The organism is Pseudomonas khavaziana, from assembly GCF_036704165.1.
Lineage (GTDB): Bacteria > Pseudomonadota > Gammaproteobacteria > Pseudomonadales > Pseudomonadaceae > Aquipseudomonas > Aquipseudomonas khavaziana.
This window is the reverse complement of record NZ_CP129946.1, coordinates 2,304,035-2,325,310: the sequence shown is the minus strand read 5'-3', so window position 1 is coordinate 2,325,310 and position 21,276 is coordinate 2,304,035. Positions and strand designations below refer to the sequence as shown.

At 57.7% G+C, this 21,276-nt stretch carries 16 protein-coding genes, 2 tRNA genes and 3 rRNA genes; 9 read left to right on the top strand and 12 right to left on the bottom strand.

Translation table 11 applies throughout. The features are described from left to right. Window positions 1–62: 62 nt before the first annotated feature. The 5 genes from rrf to QYQ93_RS10435 form a co-directional block, all read right to left on the bottom strand. Window positions 63–178: ribosomal RNA gene (gene rrf / locus QYQ93_RS10455) — 5S ribosomal RNA — on the bottom strand. Between the two features lie 157 nt (window positions 179–335). Then, window positions 336–3,227, bottom strand: a 23S ribosomal RNA gene (locus tag QYQ93_RS10450). Window positions 3,228–3,474: 247 nt separating this feature from the next. Further along, a tRNA-Ala gene (locus QYQ93_RS10445) sits at window positions 3,475–3,550 on the bottom strand. A 30-nt stretch (window positions 3,551–3,580) separates the two neighbouring features. Then, window positions 3,581–3,657 (bottom strand) — tRNA-Ile (locus QYQ93_RS10440). A gap of 83 nt (window positions 3,658–3,740) precedes the next feature. Next, window positions 3,741–5,277, bottom strand: a 16S ribosomal RNA gene (locus QYQ93_RS10435). Together the 16S, 23S and 5S rRNA genes with 2 tRNA genes alongside form the textbook arrangement of a ribosomal RNA operon. A gap of 641 nt (window positions 5,278–5,918) precedes the next feature. Between QYQ93_RS10435 and rhtA the strand changes: the two genes are divergently transcribed. The 4 genes from rhtA (at window position 5,919) to QYQ93_RS10415 (ending at window position 8,719) form a co-directional block, all read left to right on the top strand. After that, entirely contained in the window at window positions 5,919–6,806 is an 888-nt protein-coding gene (gene rhtA / locus QYQ93_RS10430; RefSeq protein ID WP_338476858.1) for a threonine/homoserine exporter RhtA, read from the top strand. A gap of 162 nt (window positions 6,807–6,968) precedes the next feature. Further along, window positions 6,969–7,250, top strand: coding sequence for a hypothetical protein (locus tag QYQ93_RS10425; RefSeq protein WP_003190182.1), 282 nt, complete (start codon window positions 6,969–6,971; stop codon window positions 7,248–7,250). Window positions 7,251–7,361: 111 nt separating this feature from the next. Then, on the top strand, window positions 7,362–8,093 hold the full coding sequence (locus tag QYQ93_RS10420; RefSeq protein ID WP_043051743.1) for an SDR family oxidoreductase: 732 nt from the start codon (window positions 7,362–7,364) through the stop codon (window positions 8,091–8,093). A gap of 35 nt (window positions 8,094–8,128) precedes the next feature. Next, the gene (locus tag QYQ93_RS10415; protein ID WP_338476857.1) at window positions 8,129–8,719 is read left to right on the top strand and encodes a 2-hydroxychromene-2-carboxylate isomerase; all 591 of its coding nucleotides are present in this window, start codon (window positions 8,129–8,131) and stop codon (window positions 8,717–8,719) included. 37 nt (window positions 8,720–8,756) lie between these two features. Here the strand turns inward: QYQ93_RS10415 and QYQ93_RS10410 are convergent, their stop codons facing one another. From QYQ93_RS10410 to QYQ93_RS10400, 3 genes are all read right to left on the bottom strand, one after another. Continuing rightward, window positions 8,757–10,565: an aminopeptidase P family protein gene (locus QYQ93_RS10410; protein ID WP_043051741.1), complete on the bottom strand. Its 1,809-nt coding sequence runs from the start codon at window positions 10,563–10,565 to the stop codon at window positions 8,757–8,759. A 49-nt stretch (window positions 10,566–10,614) separates the two neighbouring features. Continuing rightward, a complete protein-coding gene (locus QYQ93_RS10405) occupies window positions 10,615–11,775 on the bottom strand; it encodes a cysteine desulfurase family protein (RefSeq protein WP_043051740.1) in 1,161 nt (386 codons plus the stop codon). 234 nt (window positions 11,776–12,009) lie between these two features. Next, window positions 12,010–12,279, bottom strand: a complete 270-nt coding sequence (locus tag QYQ93_RS10400; RefSeq protein ID WP_043051739.1) for a hypothetical protein — start codon at window positions 12,277–12,279, stop codon at window positions 12,010–12,012. A gap of 251 nt (window positions 12,280–12,530) precedes the next feature. Between QYQ93_RS10400 and QYQ93_RS10395 the strand changes: the two genes are divergently transcribed. Beyond that, window positions 12,531–13,634: a sigma-54 interaction domain-containing protein gene (locus QYQ93_RS10395; protein WP_043051738.1), complete on the top strand. Its 1,104-nt coding sequence runs from the start codon at window positions 12,531–12,533 to the stop codon at window positions 13,632–13,634. Here QYQ93_RS10395 and QYQ93_RS10390 read toward each other — a convergent pair. Beyond that, window positions 13,623–13,988: an antibiotic biosynthesis monooxygenase gene (locus tag QYQ93_RS10390; RefSeq protein WP_043051745.1), complete on the bottom strand. Its 366-nt coding sequence runs from the start codon at window positions 13,986–13,988 to the stop codon at window positions 13,623–13,625. The genes QYQ93_RS10395 and QYQ93_RS10390 overlap by 12 nt on opposite strands. A 100-nt stretch (window positions 13,989–14,088) precedes the next feature. Between QYQ93_RS10390 and soxR the strand changes: the two genes are divergently transcribed. The 4 genes from soxR to QYQ93_RS10370 all read left to right on the top strand — a co-directional run bounded on the left by soxR (window position 14,089) and on the right by QYQ93_RS10370 (window position 17,727). After that, a complete protein-coding gene (gene soxR, locus QYQ93_RS10385) occupies window positions 14,089–14,544 on the top strand; it encodes a redox-sensitive transcriptional activator SoxR (protein WP_043051737.1) in 456 nt (151 codons plus the stop codon). 80 nt (window positions 14,545–14,624) lie between these two features. Beyond that, complete coding sequence (locus QYQ93_RS10380; protein WP_043051736.1) at window positions 14,625–15,080, top strand: VOC family protein; 456 nt, start codon at window positions 14,625–14,627, stop codon at window positions 15,078–15,080. 756 nt (window positions 15,081–15,836) lie between these two features. Continuing rightward, a complete protein-coding gene (locus QYQ93_RS10375; RefSeq protein WP_043050332.1) occupies window positions 15,837–16,721 on the top strand; it encodes an alpha/beta fold hydrolase in 885 nt (294 codons plus the stop codon). A gap of 91 nt (window positions 16,722–16,812) precedes the next feature. Next, window positions 16,813–17,727: a LysR substrate-binding domain-containing protein gene (locus QYQ93_RS10370; RefSeq protein ID WP_124421704.1), complete on the top strand. Its 915-nt coding sequence runs from the start codon at window positions 16,813–16,815 to the stop codon at window positions 17,725–17,727. On the opposite strand, the gene QYQ93_RS10365 is transcribed toward QYQ93_RS10370, so the two are convergent. From QYQ93_RS10365 to leuC, 3 genes are all read right to left on the bottom strand, one after another. Continuing rightward, a complete protein-coding gene (locus QYQ93_RS10365; RefSeq protein WP_043050330.1) occupies window positions 17,708–18,949 on the bottom strand; it encodes an MFS transporter in 1,242 nt (413 codons plus the stop codon). The two genes, QYQ93_RS10370 and QYQ93_RS10365, sit on opposite strands and share 20 nt — an antisense overlap. A gap of 68 nt (window positions 18,950–19,017) precedes the next feature. Continuing rightward, window positions 19,018–19,632 carry a 3-isopropylmalate dehydratase small subunit gene (gene leuD / locus QYQ93_RS10360; RefSeq protein ID WP_043050329.1) on the bottom strand — a complete coding sequence of 205 codons (615 nt, stop codon included), beginning with the start codon at window positions 19,630–19,632 and terminating at the stop codon, window positions 19,018–19,020. Continuing rightward, window positions 19,629–21,047 (bottom strand): 3-isopropylmalate dehydratase large subunit, encoded by a 1,419-nt coding sequence (leuC, locus tag QYQ93_RS10355; RefSeq protein WP_043050336.1) that lies wholly within the window; start codon window positions 21,045–21,047, stop codon window positions 19,629–19,631. The genes leuD and leuC overlap by 4 nt, the downstream gene beginning before the upstream one ends. Between the last annotated feature and the right edge of the window lie 229 nt (window positions 21,048–21,276).

The window sequence follows — 21,276 nt, the reverse complement described above, 5'->3', positions numbered from 1 at the left end:
CACTTTTCGAGCGCCCAAAACAAAACCCCAACTGCTTTCGCAATTGGGGTTTCGGAATTTAATCTTGACGATGACCTACTCTCACATGGGGAAACCCCACACTACCATCGGCGATGCATCGTTTCACTACTGAGTTCGGGATGGGATCAGGTGGTTCCAATGCTCTATGGTCGTCAAGAAATTCGGGTACTGAGTCGTGGCCAGCTGGCCTCGCTTCAGCAAATTGGGTATGTGACAGCGGTCGGTGCTTTGTGAGCGTCGAACTTTCGGTTCATTGCGTCTTCACACACCGCAATCTGATGCTCGTTAGAGTAGTCAAATTGCTTGGGTGTTATATGGTCAAGCCTCACGGGCAATTAGTATTGGTTAGCTCAACGCCTCACAGCGCTTACACACCCAACCTATCAACGTCGTAGTCTTCGACGGCCCTTCAGGGGACTCAAGGTCCCAGTGAGATCTCATCTTGAGGCTAGTTTCCCGCTTAGATGCTTTCAGCGGTTATCTATTCCGAACATAGCTACCCGGCAATGCCACTGGCGTGACAACCGGAACACCAGAGGTTCGTCCACTCCGGTCCTCTCGTACTAGGAGCAGCCCCTCTCAAATCTCAAACGTCCACGGCAGATAGGGACCGAACTGTCTCACGACGTTCTAAACCCAGCTCGCGTACCACTTTAAATGGCGAACAGCCATACCCTTGGGACCGGCTTCAGCCCCAGGATGTGATGAGCCGACATCGAGGTGCCAAACACCGCCGTCGATATGAACTCTTGGGCGGTATCAGCCTGTTATCCCCGGAGTACCTTTTATCCGTTGAGCGATGGCCCTTCCATACAGAACCACCGGATCACTAAGACCTACTTTCGTACCTGCTCGACGTGTCTGTCTCGCAGTCAAGCGCGCTTTTGCCTTTATACTCTACGACCGATTTCCGACCGGTCTGAGCGCACCTTCGTACTCCTCCGTTACTCTTTAGGAGGAGACCGCCCCAGTCAAACTACCCACCATACACTGTCCTCGATCCGGATAACGGACCTGAGTTAGAACCTCAAAGTTGCCAGGGTGGTATTTCAAGGTTGGCTCCACGCAGACTGGCGTCCACGCTTCAAAGCCTCCCACCTATCCTACACAAGCAAATTCAAAGTCCAGTGCAAAGCTATAGTAAAGGTTCACGGGGTCTTTCCGTCTAGCCGCGGATACACTGCATCTTCACAGCGATTTCAATTTCACTGAGTCTCGGGTGGAGACAGCGCCGCCATCGTTACGCCATTCGTGCAGGTCGGAACTTACCCGACAAGGAATTTCGCTACCTTAGGACCGTTATAGTTACGGCCGCCGTTTACCGGGGCTTCGATCAAGAGCTTCGCGTTAGCTAACCCCATCAATTAACCTTCCGGCACCGGGCAGGCGTCACACCCTATACGTCCACTTTCGTGTTTGCAGAGTGCTGTGTTTTTAATAAACAGTCGCAGCGGCCTGGTATCTTCGACCGGCATGAGCTTACGGAGCAAGTCCTTCACCCTCACCGGCGCACCTTCTCCCGAAGTTACGGTGCCATTTTGCCTAGTTCCTTCACCCGAGTTCTCTCAAGCGCCTTGGTATTCTCTACCCAACCACCTGTGTCGGTTTGGGGTACGGTTCCTGGTTACCTGAAGCTTAGAAGCTTTTCTTGGAAGCATGGCATCAACCACTTCGTCATCTAAAAGATGACTCGTCATCAGCTCTCGGCCTTAGAATCCCGGATTTACCTAAGATTCCAGCCTACCACCTTAAACTTGGACAACCAACGCCAAGCTGGCCTAGCCTTCTCCGTCCCTCCATCGCAATAACCAGAAGTACAGGAATATTAACCTGTTTTCCATCGACTACGCTTTTCAGCCTCGCCTTAGGGACCGACTAACCCTGCGTCGATTAACGTTGCGCAGGAAACCTTGGTCTTTCGGCGTGGGTGTTTTTCACACCCATTGTCGTTACTCATGTCAGCATTCGCACTTCTGATACCTCCAGCAAGCTTCTCAACTCACCTTCACAGGCTTACAGAACGCTCCTCTACCGCATCACTTACGTGATACCCGTAGCTTCGGTGTATGGTTTGAGCCCCGTTACATCTTCCGCGCAGGCCGACTCGACTAGTGAGCTATTACGCTTTCTTTAAAGGGTGGCTGCTTCTAAGCCAACCTCCTAGCTGTCTAAGCCTTCCCACATCGTTTCCCACTTAACCATAACTTTGGGACCTTAGCTGACGGTCTGGGTTGTTTCCCTTTTCACGACGGACGTTAGCACCCGCCGTGTGTCTCCCATGCTCGGCACTTGTAGGTATTCGGAGTTTGCATCGGTTTGGTAAGTCGGGATGACCCCCTAGCCGAAACAGTGCTCTACCCCCTACAGTGATACATGAGGCGCTACCTAAATAGCTTTCGAGGAGAACCAGCTATCTCCGAGCTTGATTAGCCTTTCACTCCGATCCACAGGTCATCCGCTAACTTTTCAACGGTAGTCGGTTCGGTCCTCCAGTTAGTGTTACCCAACCTTCAACCTGCCCATGGATAGATCGCCCGGTTTCGGGTCTATTCCCAGCGACTAGACGCCCTATTAAGACTCGCTTTCGCTACGCCTCCCCTATTCGGTTAAGCTCGCCACTGAAAATAAGTCGCTGACCCATTATACAAAAGGTACGCAGTCACCCAACAAAGTGGGCTCCCACTGCTTGTACGCATACGGTTTCAGGATCTATTTCACTCCCCTCTCCGGGGTTCTTTTCGCCTTTCCCTCACGGTACTAGTTCACTATCGGTCAGTCAGTAGTATTTAGCCTTGGAGGATGGTCCCCCCATATTCAGACAAAGTTTCTCGTGCTCCGTCCTACTCGATTTCATGACTAAGAGATTTTCGCGTACAGGGCTATCACCCACTATGGCCGCACTTTCCAGAGCGTTCCGCTAATCTCAAAGCCACTTAAGGGCTAGTCCCCGTTCGCTCGCCACTACTAAGGGAATCTCGGTTGATTTCTTTTCCTCAGGGTACTTAGATGTTTCAGTTCCCCTGGTTCGCCTCTTGCACCTATGTATTCAGTACAAGATAACCATCTTATGATGGCTGGGTTCCCCCATTCAGACATCTCCGGATCAAAGTCTGTTTGCCGACTCCCCGAAGCTTTTCGCAGGCTACCACGTCTTTCATCGCCTCTGACTGCCAAGGCATCCACCGTATGCGCTTCTTCACTTGACCATATAACCCCAAGCAATCTGGTTATACTGTGAAGACAACATTCGCCGAAAATTCGAATTTCTCAATTAAGAGAACTCACAAATTTTACCTTAGCCTGATCCGTTACCAGTGAAAGTAACGTTCAGTCTATCTTTCTATCACATACCCAAATTTTTAAAGAACGAACTAGTCAAAGACTAGAAATCAACATTCACCATCACAACGATGGAATGCTCATTTCTAAGCTTTATACAAACAGAAGCAGTAGTGGTGGAGCCAAACGGGATCGAACCGTTGACCTCCTGCGTGCAAGGCAGGCGCTCTCCCAGCTGAGCTATGGCCCCGTATTTCTACAGGCGTTTCCCACACAAAATTGGTGGGTCTGGGCAGATTCGAACTGCCGACCTCACCCTTATCAGGGGTGCGCTCTAACCAACTGAGCTACAGACCCAATTTCGGGCTGCTTCTTTATCGTCTTCTTCAATGAATCAAGCAATTCGTGTGGGAACTTATGGAGCAGCTGATGTCGTCGATTAAGGAGGTGATCCAGCCGCAGGTTCCCCTACGGCTACCTTGTTACGACTTCACCCCAGTCATGAATCACACCGTGGTAACCGTCCTCCCGAAGGTTAGACTAGCTACTTCTGGTGCAACCCACTCCCATGGTGTGACGGGCGGTGTGTACAAGGCCCGGGAACGTATTCACCGCGACATTCTGATTCGCGATTACTAGCGATTCCGACTTCACGCAGTCGAGTTGCAGACTGCGATCCGGACTACGATCGGTTTTCTGGGATTAGCTCCACCTCGCGGCTTGGCAACCCTCTGTACCGACCATTGTAGCACGTGTGTAGCCCAGGCCGTAAGGGCCATGATGACTTGACGTCATCCCCACCTTCCTCCGGTTTGTCACCGGCAGTCTCCTTAGAGTGCCCACCATAACGTGCTGGTAACTAAGGACAAGGGTTGCGCTCGTTACGGGACTTAACCCAACATCTCACGACACGAGCTGACGACAGCCATGCAGCACCTGTCTCAATGTTCCCGAAGGCACCAATCTATCTCTAGAAAGTTCATTGGATGTCAAGGCCTGGTAAGGTTCTTCGCGTTGCTTCGAATTAAACCACATGCTCCACCGCTTGTGCGGGCCCCCGTCAATTCATTTGAGTTTTAACCTTGCGGCCGTACTCCCCAGGCGGTCAACTTAATGCGTTAGCTGCGCCACTAAGAGCTCAAGGCTCCCAACGGCTAGTTGACATCGTTTACGGCGTGGACTACCAGGGTATCTAATCCTGTTTGCTCCCCACGCTTTCGCACCTCAGTGTCAGTATCAGTCCAGGTGGTCGCCTTCGCCACTGGTGTTCCTTCCTATATCTACGCATTTCACCGCTACACAGGAAATTCCACCACCCTCTACCATACTCTAGTCAGTCAGTTTTGAATGCAGTTCCCAGGTTGAGCCCGGGGATTTCACATCCAACTTAACAAACCACCTACGCGCGCTTTACGCCCAGTAATTCCGATTAACGCTTGCACCCTCTGTATTACCGCGGCTGCTGGCACAGAGTTAGCCGGTGCTTATTCTGTCGGTAACGTCAAAATTGCAGAGTATTAATCTACAACCCTTCCTCCCAACTTAAAGTGCTTTACAATCCGAAGACCTTCTTCACACACGCGGCATGGCTGGATCAGGCTTTCGCCCATTGTCCAATATTCCCCACTGCTGCCTCCCGTAGGAGTCTGGACCGTGTCTCAGTTCCAGTGTGACTGATCATCCTCTCAGACCAGTTACGGATCGTCGCCTTGGTGAGCCATTACCCCACCAACTAGCTAATCCGACCTAGGCTCATCTGATAGCGCAAGGCCCGAAGGTCCCCTGCTTTCTCCCGTAGGACGTATGCGGTATTAGCGTCCGTTTCCGAACGTTATCCCCCACTACCAGGCAGATTCCTAGGCATTACTCACCCGTCCGCCGCTCTCAAGAGAAGCAAGCTTCTCTCTACCGCTCGACTTGCATGTGTTAGGCCTGCCGCCAGCGTTCAATCTGAGCCATGATCAAACTCTTCAGTTCAAACATCTTTGGGTTTTTAAGAAACCCTAAACTTGGCTCAGCAATCGTTGGTTACATCTTTGATTTCTCGCGGAGTAACTTGTGATGCTGATAATCTTGTTGACTATCAGTCTGACTCCACAAGCACCCACACGAATTGCTTGATTCAGTTGTTAAAGAGCGGTTGGTTAAGAGCTTTCGTCTCAACCGAGGCGCGCATTCTACAGCAGCCTCATTTGCTGTCAAGTGATTATTTTCAGAAGCTTTCGAAGATTTCTTCAACAACTTCAACCACTTGCGCTTCTGATCTCTCATCAGCGGGAGGCGAATTCTACAGCGTTACACGCTGCTGTCAACACCTCTTTTTCAACTTCCTTTTGGCTTCGATGACCTGAAGCAACTTGCTGCCGAAAACTTCATAACTCATTGTTTACCAAGGAGTTTTCAGTTTCGACTGCGCCGGAAGTGGGGCGAATTATAGGCTTTCAGAATTTGCCGTCAAGGCTTAATTCAGGTTTTCTATCAATACAGCTGCGAACCCCATAATCCTTCTATATAGAAAGACTTAAACGGCAAATTGAGCAATATATTGCTCATCACTGAACAGTTAAGCATCATAGCGACATCTGCTCATCGACTATGACTTCGGAAGAACACCTCCAATGACCACTCCTCCCCGCGGCCTGGCCTGCGCACTGTTTCCCGTCGGCCTGCTGTTGATCGCCATGGCCTCCATCCAATCCGGTGCCTCACTGGCCAAAAGCATGTTTCCTATTGTCGGCGCGCAAGGCACCACTACCCTGCGCTTGATCTTCGCCAGCGTGATCATGCTGCTTCTGTTACGCCCATGGCGCGCCAAGCTGACAGCAAAGTCCCTGCGCACAGTGATCATCTACGGAATGGCGCTGGGTGGCATGAACTTCCTCTTCTATATGTCCCTGCGCACCGTGCCCCTGGGAATTGCCGTAGCACTGGAATTCACAGGCCCGCTCGCCGTCGCGATCTATGCGTCGCGGCGGGCAGTCGACTTCCTCTGGATTGCCCTCGCGATCATCGGCCTGCTCCTGCTGATCCCGATGGACGAGGCCAGCAGCGGTATCGACTGGGTTGGGGCCGCTTACGCGCTGGGCGCAGGCGTATGCTGGGCGCTCTATATCCTGTTTGGCCAAAAGGCGGGGAATGACAACGGTGTCCAGACCGCCGCCCTCGGCGTAATGATTGCAGCCCTGTTCGTAGCGCCGATCGGCATCGTGCATGCCGGCGCCGCATTGCTGACGCCCGCCCTGATCCCTATTGCCATTGGCGTTGCGATTCTGTCGACGGTCTTGCCCTACACGTTGGAGATGGTCGCACTGACTCGCCTGCCCGCACGCACGTTCGGTACGCTGATGAGTATCGAACCGGCGTTCGGCGCGCTCTCCGGCCTGTTCTTCCTGCATGAGCACCTATCCCTCGCCCAGTGGCTGGCGATTACCTGCATTATCCTGGCTTCCGTGGGCGCCACTTTGACAATGCGCAACGAATCAAAACCGCTGGTGCCCGCCGACTGACCCTCTTTAACACCAGCTCTGGTATTTGCCGCTCATTTAGGCCATGTTTAAGCCGTAACCGAATGTCATTCATGGAGAGTTTCGACACGGACAGCATGAACACTACGCTCGAGAGCGAGTAAGCGGCTCTGTTCTTCTGCAGAGCGGTTATTAAGGATGGGAATGAAACGAATTTTGATACTGTTGCTGGTTGTGGGCATCGCTGGCTGTGCTGCAACCACAAAAACAGAAGTGAAACGAGGCAAAAAAGGGCTGCACATCAACTGTTCTGGCCTGTCCTCCTCCTGGGACCAGTGCTACACCAGTGCAGCCAATTCATGCGGCGCCAAGGGTTATCGAGTGATTGCCAAGTCCGGCGACAACTCCGAGGAGCCTGGGGACTATCCCTTCGGCCTCAATCCCGCCGGCTATACCAGCCGCAGTATGATCGTCATCTGTAAATAGCTACCGAGCAGCCTCTCTTGGCTGCTCGTCTCAAATTCCCGCCACATTCCAAATGCCTTTTGCGACACGGCGGCTAAACTCCTGCTCGATCATCGAGTCAATGGAGTTCCCATGACGCATAACAAGAAAATCGTATTGGTAGTCGGTGCAGGTGACGCAACCGGTGGCGCCATCGCCAAGCGCTTTGCCCGCGAAGGCTACATTGCCTGCGTTACCCGGCGCAGCGCCGACAAACTGCAACCCCTGGTAGACAGTATCCAATCGGCAGGCGGTGAGGCCCACGGATTTGCCTGTGACGCACGCAAAGAAGAAGACGTTGTTGCACTGGTCGAGCAAATCGAGACCGAACTGGGGCCTATTGAAGCGTTTGTCTTCAACATCGGCGCCAACGTGCCTTGCAGCATTCTGGAAGAAACCCCACGCAAATATTTCAAAATCTGGGAAATGGCGTGTTTTTCCGGTTTCTTGAACGCACGTGAAGTTGCCAAGCGCATGGTCACCCGTAACCGCGGCACCCTCCTTTTCACCGGCGCGACTGCGGGCTTGCGCGGAGCGTCAGGGTTTGCCGCGTTCGCCGGTGCAAAGCACGGTATCCGCGCCCTCGCCCAAAGCATGGCGCGGGAATTAGGCCCGATGGGCATCCACGTCGCCCATGTAGTGGTCGACGGGGCCATCGATACCGACTTCATTCGCGAGAACTTCCCGCAAAAATACGCCCTCAAGGACCAGGACGGCATTCTCAACCCAGACCACATTGCCGACAACTACTGGTACCTGCATAGCCAGCCACGTGACGCGTGGACGTTCGAACTGGATCTGCGCCCCTGGAACGAACCCTGGTAGCACGCCCCTATAACAATAAGCAGCGAGTATCGACCATGAGTAAAACCCTGGAGTTTTTCTTCGATCTGGGCAGCCCTGCCACTTACCTGGCCTACACCCAGCTACCGGCTCTCTGCGCCGAAACCGGCGCACAGCTGGTGTATCGCCCGATGCTGTTGGGCGGCGTATTCAAAGCCACTGGCAATGCCTCACCGATCATGGTGCCGGCCAAGGGGCGCTATATGCTGGATGACCTGGCGCGGTACGCCAAACGCTACAACGTGACACTTAGGTTCAACCCCCACTTCCCCATCAATACCCTGGTACTGATGCGCGCAATCACCGGCATGCAAATCCACCAGCCTGAGCGCTTCCTCGGCTTTATCGATTGCCTGTTCCGTGCGCTCTGGGTAGAAGGCCGTCACCTGGGCGATCCCGAGGTGGTGGCCAGCGTACTCAGCGAACAGGGGTTCGATCCAGGGCAAGTACTGGCCCTGTCCAATGACGAAGCCGTCAAGAACACCCTCAAGGACAACACCGAACAAGCCGTTAAACGCGGCGTGTTCGGTGCTCCCAGTTTTTTTGTCGGCAACCAGCTGTTCTTTGGCCAGGACCGACTGGACTTTGTGCGCGAAGCCCTCAGCTAGATTTCGCTTGCAGCCGACACGCGCCGACTGCAACAAATCAAATAGCCACAGTGCGCACCTGCAGCCACTCGAGCGCCGCACCACTGAGCAACGGGCTCAAGCGCTCACGCACTTGGGCGTGGTACGCGTTGAACCACTCGCGCTCGTCCGCCGTCAGCAGCGACGGCTCCAGGCAACGGGTATCAATCGGGCACAAGGTCAGGGTTTCGAACTTGAGGAATTCGCCAAACTCGGTCTTGCCCGCTTCACGGTTCAGTACCAGGTTTTCAATACGCACGCCCCAACGGCCGGGACGATAAGTACCTGGTTCAATCGAAGTAATCATCCCCGGCTGCATCGCCGTTTGTGGCGCAGCAACGGCTTGGTAGGCAATGACCTGCGGGCCCTCATGCACATTGAGGAAATAACCTACGCCATGACCTGTGCCGTGGCCGTAGTCCACCCCTTCGGCCCAGATCGGCGCACGGGCAATGGCGTCCAGCAACGGTGACAGAATGCCTTTGGGGAAGTGCGCACGGGACAGGGCAATCACACCCTTGAGCACCCGTGTGCAATCGCGTTTCTGCTCTGCACTCGGCGTACCGATGGGCACCATCCGCGTGATGTCGGTGGTCCCGCCCAGGTATTGGCCACCCGAGTCGATCAACAACAAGCCATCCCCTTCGATCAGCGCGTGCTCTTCTTCGGTGGCGTGGTAGTGCGGCATGGCGCCATTGGCGTTGAACGCGGCAATGGTGTTGAAGCTCAGCGACACATAGCCAGGGCGACGGGTACGCGCAGCGGTCAGGTGTTCGTCGATAGTCAGTTCGGTAATGCGCTCGCGGCCCAGGGCACTGTCGAGCCAGGCGAAAAATTCGCACAATGCCGCGCCATCCTGCTCCATCGCCTGGCGGATATGCTCCGCGTCCGCCAGGCTCTTGCGGGATTTGGCAAGCGTGGTCGGATTCAGACCTTCCACCAGCTTGACGCCAGCGTCGAGGTTTTCCAGCAAGCCAGCCGTCACGCGTGCGGGGTCCACCTGCATGCTTGCACCCGACGGCACGGCACGCAGTGCATCGGCCACGTCGCTGTAGTCGCGCAAGGTCACGCCATCCTGCTCAAGCACGGCCCTCAGTTCGGCATCGACCTTGCCCAGCGCCACAAACAAGGTGGCCTGCTGTTGATTGATCAACGCAAAGGACACAAACACCGGATTGAACGACACATCACCGCCGCGCAGGTTGAATAACCAGGCGATGTCATCCAGGGTCGCGATGAAATGCCAATCCGCGCCCTTTTCTTTCAAGCTGGCGCGCAATGCGGCAAGTTTCTCGCCACGGCTGACGGTGGCTTGGGGCGGCAGATGCTGGTAGATCGGCTGGTTCGGCAGCGCCGGGCGGTCTTGCCAGACTTCGTTGAGCAGGTCGATATCGGTACGCAAGCGGGCACCGCGCTCGGCCAGCTTGCTGCCCAGGGTACGCGCCGAGGCCACGGCCATGACCGCGCCATCCACGGCCACCACCCCGCCTTCCGGGGTTTGCTCGGCCAGCCACTCCAGCGGCCCAGGTTGGCCCGGTTGCAGTTTGACCAACTCGATACCGCTGCCCTTGAGTTCCTTGGTCGCCTGCTCCCAGTAGCGGCTATCAGCCCAGACCCCGGCGAAATCCGCCGTGACGATCAGTGTCCCCACCGAACCATGAAACCCTGACAACCATTGGCGCCCTTGCCAGTAACCCGGCAAGTATTCGGACAAGTGCGGGTCGGCCGATGGCACCAGCAGGGCATGAATGCCCTCGCGGCGCATCAGTTCACGGGTATGCGCCAGGCGCTGGGGAACCGTTCCATGGGTCAAAGGCTGCGTACTCATTGTGTCTCCTGCTAACCACTAATAATTGTTATGTACTGCAAATGATAAATCAGACCGTCCAAAACGCCGGCGCGCTGGCCAGTGCGGCCTTGATCAGCCGTGCCGCTTCGTCGATGTCCTGTTCGGTGGTAAACCGGCCCAGGCTCAAACGGATAGTGCGTCCGGCGCTGCGAGCATCATGCCCCAAGGCCAGGAGCACATGGGACGGCGCGTTGCTTGCAGAATTGCACGCGGAAGTCGCGGAAAAGGCAACGCCCGCGCTCAGTGCGGCGGAATTGAATTCGCCTTCGCTGAACGTCAGGCTGAGGGTATGTGGAATACGCTGGGTGGGGCTGCCATTGAGACGCAGGCCGGCGACTGACGCCAGTTGGTCCAGCAGGCGCTGGCGCAGCGCAACAATCGTGGCCTTCTCATCAGCGAAGGACGCCGCCGCCAAGGCGAATGCTGTGCCCATACCCGCAATCTGATGGGTCGCCAGGGTGCCGGAACGCAAGCCCCCTTCATGACCACCACCGTGAATCTGCGCCAATACCCTCTGCTGTGCCCGAGGCCCGACGTATAACGCGCCGATACCCTTGGGGCCGTACAGCTTGTGCGCTGAGAACGACATCAAGTCCACCGGCCACAGGGCCAGATCAATGGCCACCTTGCCCGCCCCTTGCGCCGCATCCACATGCAACAAAGCGCCATGCTCACGCACACGGGCGCCGATGGCTGGGATGTCATTCAGGGTGCCCAGTTCGTTATTGACGAGCATCAGCGAGACCAGGAAGGTGTCCTCGCGCAGGGCTTCGCTGACGGCATCGACGCTGATCAAGCCGTGCGCATCCGGCACCAGGTATGTCACTGCCACGCCGGCGTCCTGCAATTGCCGCGCGGTGTCCAGCGTGGCCTTGTGCTCAATCTGGCTGGTGATGATGTGCCCGCCCGTCACACCACGGGCCTGGGCCACGCCCTTGAGCGCCAGGTTGTTGGATTCTGTAGCACCGGAGGTCCAGACGATCTGCTCGGGCTCGGCGCCGACCAACTCAGCGACCTGGCGACGCGCCTGTTCAACCGTATGCCGAGCCGCCTGGCCGAACGCATGGGAACTGGACGCAGGGTTACCGAAATTGGCATTGAAGCCCAGACACTCGACCATCACCTGGATAACCCGCTCATCCACCGGTGTGGTGGCGGCATAGTCGAAATACAACGGACGTTTATTCATGACGTTAAAAACTCGCAGAGCGTATTCCCGAGAGCAGCGTCTCAGGAGGCATCGACCAGAACAGAGGTCGTCAGGTTTAACTGATCGAGTGCCATTAGAGAAGGACCACTTGGTTTAAATGTGCGTAGGAACGCTCCTGAAATTCAGCTTAACAGGCTGAGGTAGCACCATGGCAAACAAAAAGCCCGAGGTTCCTTGTGGGAAGCCTCGGGCTTTTTGCCGCAGGAAGCGGGCTCAACTGGGGCGACCATGCAGCACGACGCTGCGCTCGGCGTTCATTTCACCTTGGTGATCAAAGCCAAAGGGTTGCGATGGCTGACCAAGCAACGCGGCGCGCTGGCGTTGATAGTCGTCAAACGACAGACCACGGCGACCCAGGGCTTCCAGGGCCAATTGTCTGGCTTCTTCCGCGGTATAAGGCCGTAGCTCCGGTGACGGCTGGGACGCACAACCTGCGAGGACAGAGGTGACAAGTAAAAAAGAAACAGCGAGCAAACGGTTCATGGCGGAGGCCCTGCGAAGGTAGTTTCAAGTCAATGAACACAGGCTACTCCCGCCCCTTCGCGGTGAAAAATCACCGTCCGTGATAGTCGCTATCAACCGTTACGGCATACCGGATAGCATCTTCTACTTATTCACTTAAGACCTATAGATATAGAAATACTTACGTTTACGGAATAACCACATTCTTCTATACCTACCTCCATGAACCAGTCCATGCCGATTCCGACGCTCCATTTCAAACAGAGGTGCCCATGCAGCTTTTGACCCTCCCGCCCTCGCCCGCCCTCGCGACGTCGATCCGCGCCACGGCCCAGGTTTTCGAAGACCCGAAATCCCAGGCCTTGCTCGAGCATATCCGGCAAGTGGCGCCCAGCGAAGCCAGCGTACTGATCATCGGCGAGACCGGCACCGGCAAGGAGCTGGTGGCGCGGCATATCCACAACCTCAGCGCACGGCGAAACCGGCCGTTCGTGGCGGTGAACTGCGGAGCCTTCTCTGGATCCCTGGTGGAGGCCGAGCTGTTCGGCCACGAGAAAGGCGCGTTTACCGGGGCTCTCTGCGCCAAGGCCGGCTGGTTCGAAGAAGCGGAAGGCGGCACTTTGTTTCTGGATGAAATCGGCGACTTGCCGATGCCTATCCAGGTCAAATTGCTGCGGGTGTTGCAGGAGCGTGAAGTGGTGCGCCTGGGTTCGCGCAAGAGTATTCCAATCGATGTGCGGGTCCTGGCAGCCACCAACGTGCAACTGGAAAAGGCCATCAACGCCGGGCACTTCCGCGAAGACCTCTACTACCGCCTGGACGTGGTCAGCCTGGAGCTCAACCCACTGCGCGAGCGACCCGGCGATATCCTGCCGTTGACCCGGCACTTTATCGAAACCTATAGCCGGCGCCTGGGCTACGACCTGGTCACCATCAGCCGCGAAGCCGAACACAAGCTCCGTAGCTACAGCTGGCCGGGCAATATTCGCGAGCTGGAAAATGTGATTCACCACACGCTGCTGACCTGCCGCAACGGCGTGATCGAGCGCGACGACCTGCGCCTGTCGAACCTGCGCATCGAGCGCCAGGACGACAGCCGGCATGGCCTCGATAACAGCGCCGAAGCCCTGCTGGCACGGGCGTTTCAAAAGCTCTTCGAGGAGCAGGCCGGCGCCCTGCATGAAAAGGTTGAGGACGCGTTATTACGCGCCGCTTACCGCTTCAGCCATTACAACCAGGTGCACACCGCCAACCTGCTGGGCTTGAGCCGCAATGTGATACGCACGCGCCTGATCAAGATCGGCGAGTTGGCGGTGAACAAGCGTCGGCCAGGGGAAAACCTGCAAGGCGAGCGAATGCTGCATCTATCCATTTAGCCTGCAGTGCAACGCGTCATCCTGGCTGCGCTCAAAACTGCGCAGCACCTGGAACGAACCGAAGGTCACGGCCGTGGCCTGGTGAGCGCGGATCAGCGTCCAGAAATCCGCATCGCCCTGCTCAAAGCACTTGAAGGCCGCCTCACCGGCCTCGCGGGATTGCCATTGCAAGTAATTGAGCACCCGCCGACCATCATCGCTGACTTGTACGCTGGCACTCAAAAAGCCGCCATGGCTTTCGGCCAGGCGCTCGCTCTGGGTGGCCAAGGCTGCCACCAAGGCGGATTGCTGACGGGGCTCGATATGAAACTCGATCAATTGAGCGAAGCTGCGATTTTTCTCTGATACCTGCATGAACACGCCCCTTTCTTTGTAGGCAGAATCTTGCGATTCGATGCCACGCAGGGTAAAACCTCTAGTTAAGTCGAGGTCAAGCACTATCTGGGAGTTTTGCATGCTCAACAAGGAACTCAGCGTCGGTCAGCTGGCGGCCCGCAGCGGTGTGGCGGTCACCGCCCTGCACTTCTACGAATCCAAAGGGCTGATCAAGAGCAATCGTAATGCCGGCAACCAACGGCGTTATCCACGGGACGTACTGCGGCGGGTAGTGCTTATCAAGATCGCCCAGCGCTTGGGCATTCCACTGGCGACCATTGGCGAAGCATTGCAGGCGCTGCCCGATGGGCGCACACCGAACGCTCACGACTGGGAGCGCCTGTCGGCGTTGTGGCGTGAAGACCTGGATGAGCGCATCAACAAACTGATGCTGCTGCGGGACAAGCTTAATGGCTGTATCGGTTGTGGATGCCTGTCGATGCAGGCGTGCCCGTTGCGCAACCAGGACGACCAGTTGGGTGAGCGCGGCCCCGGTGCCCAGCTGTTGGAGCCCACCCTTGATTCCGACCTGTAGGCCCAATCAATGGTGGGGTGGTGCGGCGTGACCTATAGTGAAAAGGCTGTCACTCCATAACCACAATAAAGGAGAACGTTATGAGCGTTAAACCTATTCCCGACGGTTATCACGGCATTACCCCCTATCTGGGGATCAACGAGGCCGCAAAGGCGATCGAGTTCTACCAGAAGGCCTTCGACGCCACAGTGTTCATGCGCCTGGATATGCCCGACGGCAGAGTCGGCCACGCCGAACTGCGGATTGGCGAAGCGGTGATCATGCTGGGCACGCCGTGCGATGAAACGGCCCTGCGCAACCCGGATGCACACCCCAGTGTCGGTTTGCACCTGTATGTCAACGATGTGGATGCACAGTTCAAACAAGCCATTGAGGCCGGCGCCATCGAAGTGTCTGCGCCACAGGACCAGTTCTATGGCGACCGCTCCGCGAGTGTGAAAGATCCGTTCGGGCACCTGTGGTTTCTGGCGACACACAAGGAAGACCTGACCGAGGAGCAAATCCGCCAGCGTGCCATGGAAATGTTCAAACCGTAGTGCACATTGGAGTTGGGAGGAGCTTGCCCCCAGTGGCCATGGGTATCTACACAACTTTGGCGGGGCCTTCAGGGAAGAAGCTTGCTCTCCCTGGAGCCTGACAGCCAACCGCTATCTAACTGACACTCTACAATCCAAATGTGGGAGGGAGCTTGCTCCCGATGGCGGCCTGACAGCCGACCAGGATGCTGGATCAGACCGAGTACATATCCGTTATTTGGGCAACGGCCACTTAGGGTTCCGCTTTTACAGCGGGTCACTTTTGAAAAGCGCAAAAGTAACCAAAACGCTCTTGCCCCACCACTCGGCACCTCGCCCAGGCTCGGTGTGCCCGTAATTCGCCATGGATTTGGGGGGCCGCCGCCACGCGCCATCCATGGCGCGGGGCGGCTAAACCGGCATCCCTGCCGGTTTACCCCCCAAATCCATGGCGAATTCCGGCCAGCGTGGTTTAACGGGGCGCCTAAGATCAAAAGCAGAGCAAGAGCAAGAGCAAGAGCAAGAGCAAGAGCAAGAGCAAGCAGCGAGTCAACACGATCCAATGTGTAGATACCAATGTCCCAATGGCGGTGTGCCAGCCAGCGCATGTTCAACTGGCAGACCGCTATCGTGGGCAAGCCCCCTCCCACATAGGACCTCCTCTGTTTGAATGGCCGGGCTTCTACACACTTCATGAACATCCCCCCCACACTTTTCCCCTTGCCCCAACCGCCGTGTGATTCCAGGATGCAGGTCATCATCACAAGGAGTCACTCCATGTTCGCCGGCTTTGAGAAAGACCAGTGCCACGTCAACGGCGTAGACATCAACTACCGCAGAGGCGGTACAGGCCCCGGCCTGCTTTTGCTCCACGGGCACCCGCAAACCCATGTCATCTGGCACAAAGTCGCCGAGCAATTGGCCGAACACTTCAGCGTGGTGGCTGCCGACCTGCGCGGTTATGGCGACAGCAGCAAGCCACCGGCCGACGAACACCACACCCATTATTCGAAACGGCAAATGGCCCGGGACGGTGTTGAACTAATGCAGGCCCTGGGCTTCGACGCGTTTTCGGTGCTGGCCCACGACCGTGGCGCCCGCGTCGCCCATCGTCTGGCCCTGGATCACCCCAAGGCCGTAAAGCGCATGGTGCTGCTGGATATCGCGCCAACCCTGGCGATGTACGCCCAGACCGATGAAGCCTTCGCCCGCGCCTACTGGCACTGGTTCTTCCTGATCCGCCCGGCGCCGTTGCCGGAAGCCCTGATCGAAGCCAACCCCGAGTTGTACCTGCACAGCGTCATGGGCAGCCGCAGCGCCGGACTCAAGCCGTTCACCGAAGAAGCCTTCGCCGAGTACCTGCGCTGCCTGACATTACCCGGCACCGCCACCGGTATCTGCGAGGACTACCGCGCTGCCGCGAGCATCGACCTGGAACATGACCAGGCTGACATCGACGCCGGCCATCATCTGAATCTGCCTTTATTGGTGATATGGGGCGCCGACGGCACCGTCGGCCGCTGTTTCGCCCCCTTAGAAGAGTGGCAGAAAGTCGCCACCGACGTACGTGGCAAGGCGGTACCGGCCGGGCACTACATAGCCGAAGAGGCGCCGGAGTTATTGCTGAGTGAAGCCCTGCCCTTCCTTCGCGCAGCCAAATGAGCTGTGGACTCCCGTCGTGGCCGCTACCCGCGCATAGCGGCCTCCCCAACCGATGCTATCCTGGCGACTCACCCTCCCACACCTGCCGGCGATGACGAACAAAAAAGCCACCGTGCCCCTGCCCGAAGACCTGCGGGTATTGCTCACCGTGATCCGCAAGGCCGGCTTTGCCGCAGCCGCCGACGAACTGGGCTTGTCCCCGGCCTATGTCAGCAAGCGTATCCAGATCCTCGAAACCACCCTGGCCACGCGCCTGCTGCACCGCACCAGCCGACGCATCGCCCTGACCGAAGACGGCGAACGGGTGCAGCGTTGGGCCGTGCGCATCCTCGAAGACTTCCAGCAACTCTCGGAGGAACTGTCCGACGCCCATGACAGCCCCCGTGGGCACCTGCACTTGTGCAGCAGCTTCGGCTTCGGTCGCAATCATGTGGCCCCGGCCCTGTCATTGCTGGCGGAAAAATACCCAGGACTGGACATCCGCCTGGACCTGTTCGACCGCGTGGTGGATATCGTCAGCGAAGGCTTCGACCTGGAGATTCGGGTGGGCGATGACATCCCCGGCCAGCACATCGGCCGACGCCTGGTGAGCAATCGTCGAGTGCTGTGCGCCGCGCCGTCCTACCTGCAACGCCGGGGCACGCCCCGGCAATTGAGCGACCTGGAGCATCATGACTGCCTGGTGATCAAGGAGCGCGATAACGCCTTCGGCATCTGGAACCTGGAGCGCGACGGCACAGCGCACAGCGTGCGCGTTCGCGGGCCGCTGTCCTCCAACAACGGCGAGATCGTGTTGCAGTGGGCATTGGACGGGCGCGGTGTACTGCTGCGCTCTATGTGGGACGTGAAGCCGTTGCTGGAGCAAGGCCAACTGGTACAGGTGCTGCACGACTACACCCAGAGCGCCAACGTGTGGGCGGTGTACCCGACACGCCTGGCCTACTCCGGCAAACTGAGGGCCTGTGTGGAGTTTCTACAGGAGCACTTCAAGGGTTTGTCGATCTGACCCTCCGATGGGCGGTGCAGCCCAACCATATCGTCATGACCACCAACGCGGTCAATGGCAGCCCATGAAACAACACGATCACCTGGGCTGGCGTCCACGTCACATAGAACGGTCCGACCACCAGCATGCCCACGCCGAATCCGGCCATCTGGATCAAGGTCAAGAGGCTGAACAGCGGCAAGCGCAAGCTATCGGGCTCGCTTTGCGCACGGGAGATCAATGCCACCTCGGACAACCCGTCGCCCAGGCCCGCCCACACCACCAGCAACAATGCCAGCCACAGTTCGGTCTGTTGGAAAGTCAGGATAAAGCCACTGGACATCAACGCCACACCGAGCATGAACAAACGCTCCATGCCTTGGGCGCCACAGCCTTTCAACACCGCGCTGGCGATGCGCGCGCCAACAAACTTGCCACAGGCCCACACGGCCAGCAGATAGCCCATGACCGTCTTGGCCGTGTCCGGCGAGATGTACTGCGACAGCACTGGCCAGCCGACGTTATGCGCCGCGCTGCCGAGGGTGTCGAGCATGCTGATCAGCAACATCGCGGCCAGCACAGGCGCACCGCGCAGCCCCTTGGTCAGTTCGTGCCATTCGGCGGCGAGCCCGCGATGGGCGGTGACAGCAACGCTATACAACGCGCGTAACGGCAAGACCAGGCAAGCGGCAATCACATAGGTACCGATGTTGACGGCAAACACCGCTTCAAATCCGCCCGTGGCGATCAGCAAGCCCGAGAGCAAACTACCGAAGACCGCGCCAGTGGCGGCCGCCGAGGTGATCCATGCGTTGGTATTCACCCGTTGCTCAAGGGCGACCCAAGTGGGCAATTGACTGTTGAGGCCAATGGCAAACAGCGAATTGCACAGGCCGATACCAAAGGCGATAAAGGGGAGAAGGGTGAGTTGATGGGCCGGTAACAACACCAGCAGCGGCGTCAGTAACAGCGCCCGGGCCAAGTCCAATCCTGCCAACGTCCCACGCCCGGCAAACCGACGAAAAAACGGAATGCCAAACAGGCTGGCAACTATCCCGCCGGTGACGCGGCAGGCGAGGAAGATGCTGACAAACACCACACTCTCACTGAGCCAGTACACATAGGTGGACAACGCCACCATATTGAGGAATGCGCCGAAATCCGACACGCCACGGGCGAAGATGATCAGGCGCGCGTTGCGGGTCGACAGGGTCGATTGATGATCAACGTTCAGCACATCCATGTTACGAACTTTCCTTGAGTGAGCCGACGCCCATGTCGGTCCCACTTAAGTCGACAAGGCACCCGGTGTCAACCGAGCCAGGGCTTCGTCGCCAGGTGCTGGCGCTCAAATGCCTTGATCTGCTCGCTGCGCTGTAAGGTGCTCCCGATTGCATCCAGGCCGAGTAACAGTGCCGTCTTGCGCAAGGTGTCGATCTGGAACGGGATCAACTGGCCATCCGCCAGACGAATCTGCTGGGCCTCAAGGTCAATAGTGATCTGCGCCTGACCCGCTTGACTGATGGTTTGCGCAAGCCGGTGTAACACCGTCTGTTCCAGAGTGATCAATAACAGCCCGTTGCGCTGGCAGTTGTCATGGAAAATTCCGGCGAAGCTGCTGCCGATCAAGGCGCGAATGCCCATTTGCTTCAGGCCCCACACCGCATGCTCGCGGCTGGAACCACAGCCGAAGTTCGGCCCCACTACCATAAAGTTCGCGCCCTGCCAGGCCGGTTGATTAAGCACAAACTCGGGATCTGGCGCACCGGACGGCAAAAAACGCAGGTCAAAAAACAGCCCACGGTCCAGGCCATCGCGATCGATGCCCTTGAGGAACTGCTTGGGCATGATCACGTCGGTATCGATATTGGCCGCCAGCATCGGTGCGGCCTTGCCTGTGACCAGGGTGAAGGGTTGCAGGCTCATGGGCGCTCTCCCAGGTCGCGGATATCGGTGAGCCGGCCGGTGATGGCGGCAGCGGCGACCATCGCCGGGCTCATCAAGTGAGTGCGTGCGCCCGCGCCTTGGCGGCCTTCGAAATTCCGATTGGTACTCGAAGCGCAGCGGTCGCCGGGGGCCAGTACATCGTCGTTCATCGCCAGGCACATCGAGCAGCCCGACTGACGCCATTCGAAACCAGCGGCGATAAAGATCGCGGCCAGCCCTTCGGCTTCGGCCTGGTCCCTGACTTGCGTGGAGCCCGGTACGATCATCGCCCGTACATGCTCGGCCACCTGTTTGCCGCGCACCACGCGGGCGGCGTCGCGCAGGTCTTCGATACGCGCGTTGGTGCAAGAGCCGATAAATGCATGGCTGATGACTATATCGCTAAGCGGCATGCCGGGTTCCAGGCCCATGTAATCGAGGGCGCGACGCATGCCCTGGCGTAGGATCAGGTCGCTGACGTGCTGCGGATCGGGCACGCGGGCGCCAATGGGTGCGGCCTGGTCGGGGCTGGTGCCCCAGGTGACCATGGGTTCCAGGGTGGCGGCATCCAGTTGGATTTCGCGGTCAAACATCGCGCCGTCGTCACTGCGCAGCGTGCGCCATTGACGCAGGGCTTGTCCCCACAGCGCTCCCTGGGGTGCGCGAGGCTTGCCCTTGAGGTAGGTGAACACCTTGTCATCCGGCGCCATGAACGCGCCGCGGGCGCCGGCCTCCACGGCCATATTGCAGATGGTCATGCGCGCTTCGACACTCAGGGCATCGATGGTGGAGCCACGGAACTCGATGGCGTAGCCGGTGGCGCCGGATGCACCGATCTGGCTGATCAGCGCCATGATCACGTCCTTGGAAGTCAGGCCCGGCGCCAACTTGCCATCGACGCTCACTAGCAGGGTTTTCAAGCGTTTGTAGACCAGGGTCTGGGTGGCCAGCAGATGCTCGATTTCCGAGGTGCCGATGCCAAAGCCGAATGCGCCGAGGGCGCCGTAGGTGGTGGTGTGGCTGTCACCGGCGGCAATCACCATACCGGGCAGGATAAACCCCTGCTCCGGCGCAATCACGTGTTCGATGCCTTGACGCTTGTCGAGGACATCCAGCAGTTCGATGCCGAAATCCCGGCAGTTTTCCGCCAGGTAGGCCACCTGTCGCGCCGCGCCGGCATCCGGCATGGTCGCGACCCGCGTGGGAGTGGTGGGGTTCACATGGTCGACCACCGCCAGCGCCGTGCCGGGGCGCCACACCGTGCGCCCGGCCTCGCGCAAGCCGCTGAACGCCTGGGGGCTGGTGTATTCGTTGATTACTTGGCGGTCTATATAAAGCAGGACATGGCCCTGGTCATCCAGGGCGCACACCGTATGGGAATCGATGTGTTTGTCGTAGAGGGTTCTGGCAGTCATTTTCTTGCGGGCTCGCTCGACGGTGTCCGCCCATCCTAGCCAGCCGCCCTGCCCCATCAATGGCGACAGGGTGATCGCATGAAACATGTTTAGTGTTCGATCAGCCTTTCAATGCCACCTGGATGCGAACCTGAAACATTTTCTTTCATATAAGCCTTAGGGATTTCTCATTCTCATCCGTCTTAATTTAGATACAGCCCGTCGCGTCAGCAAAAGCTACGACTGGCCT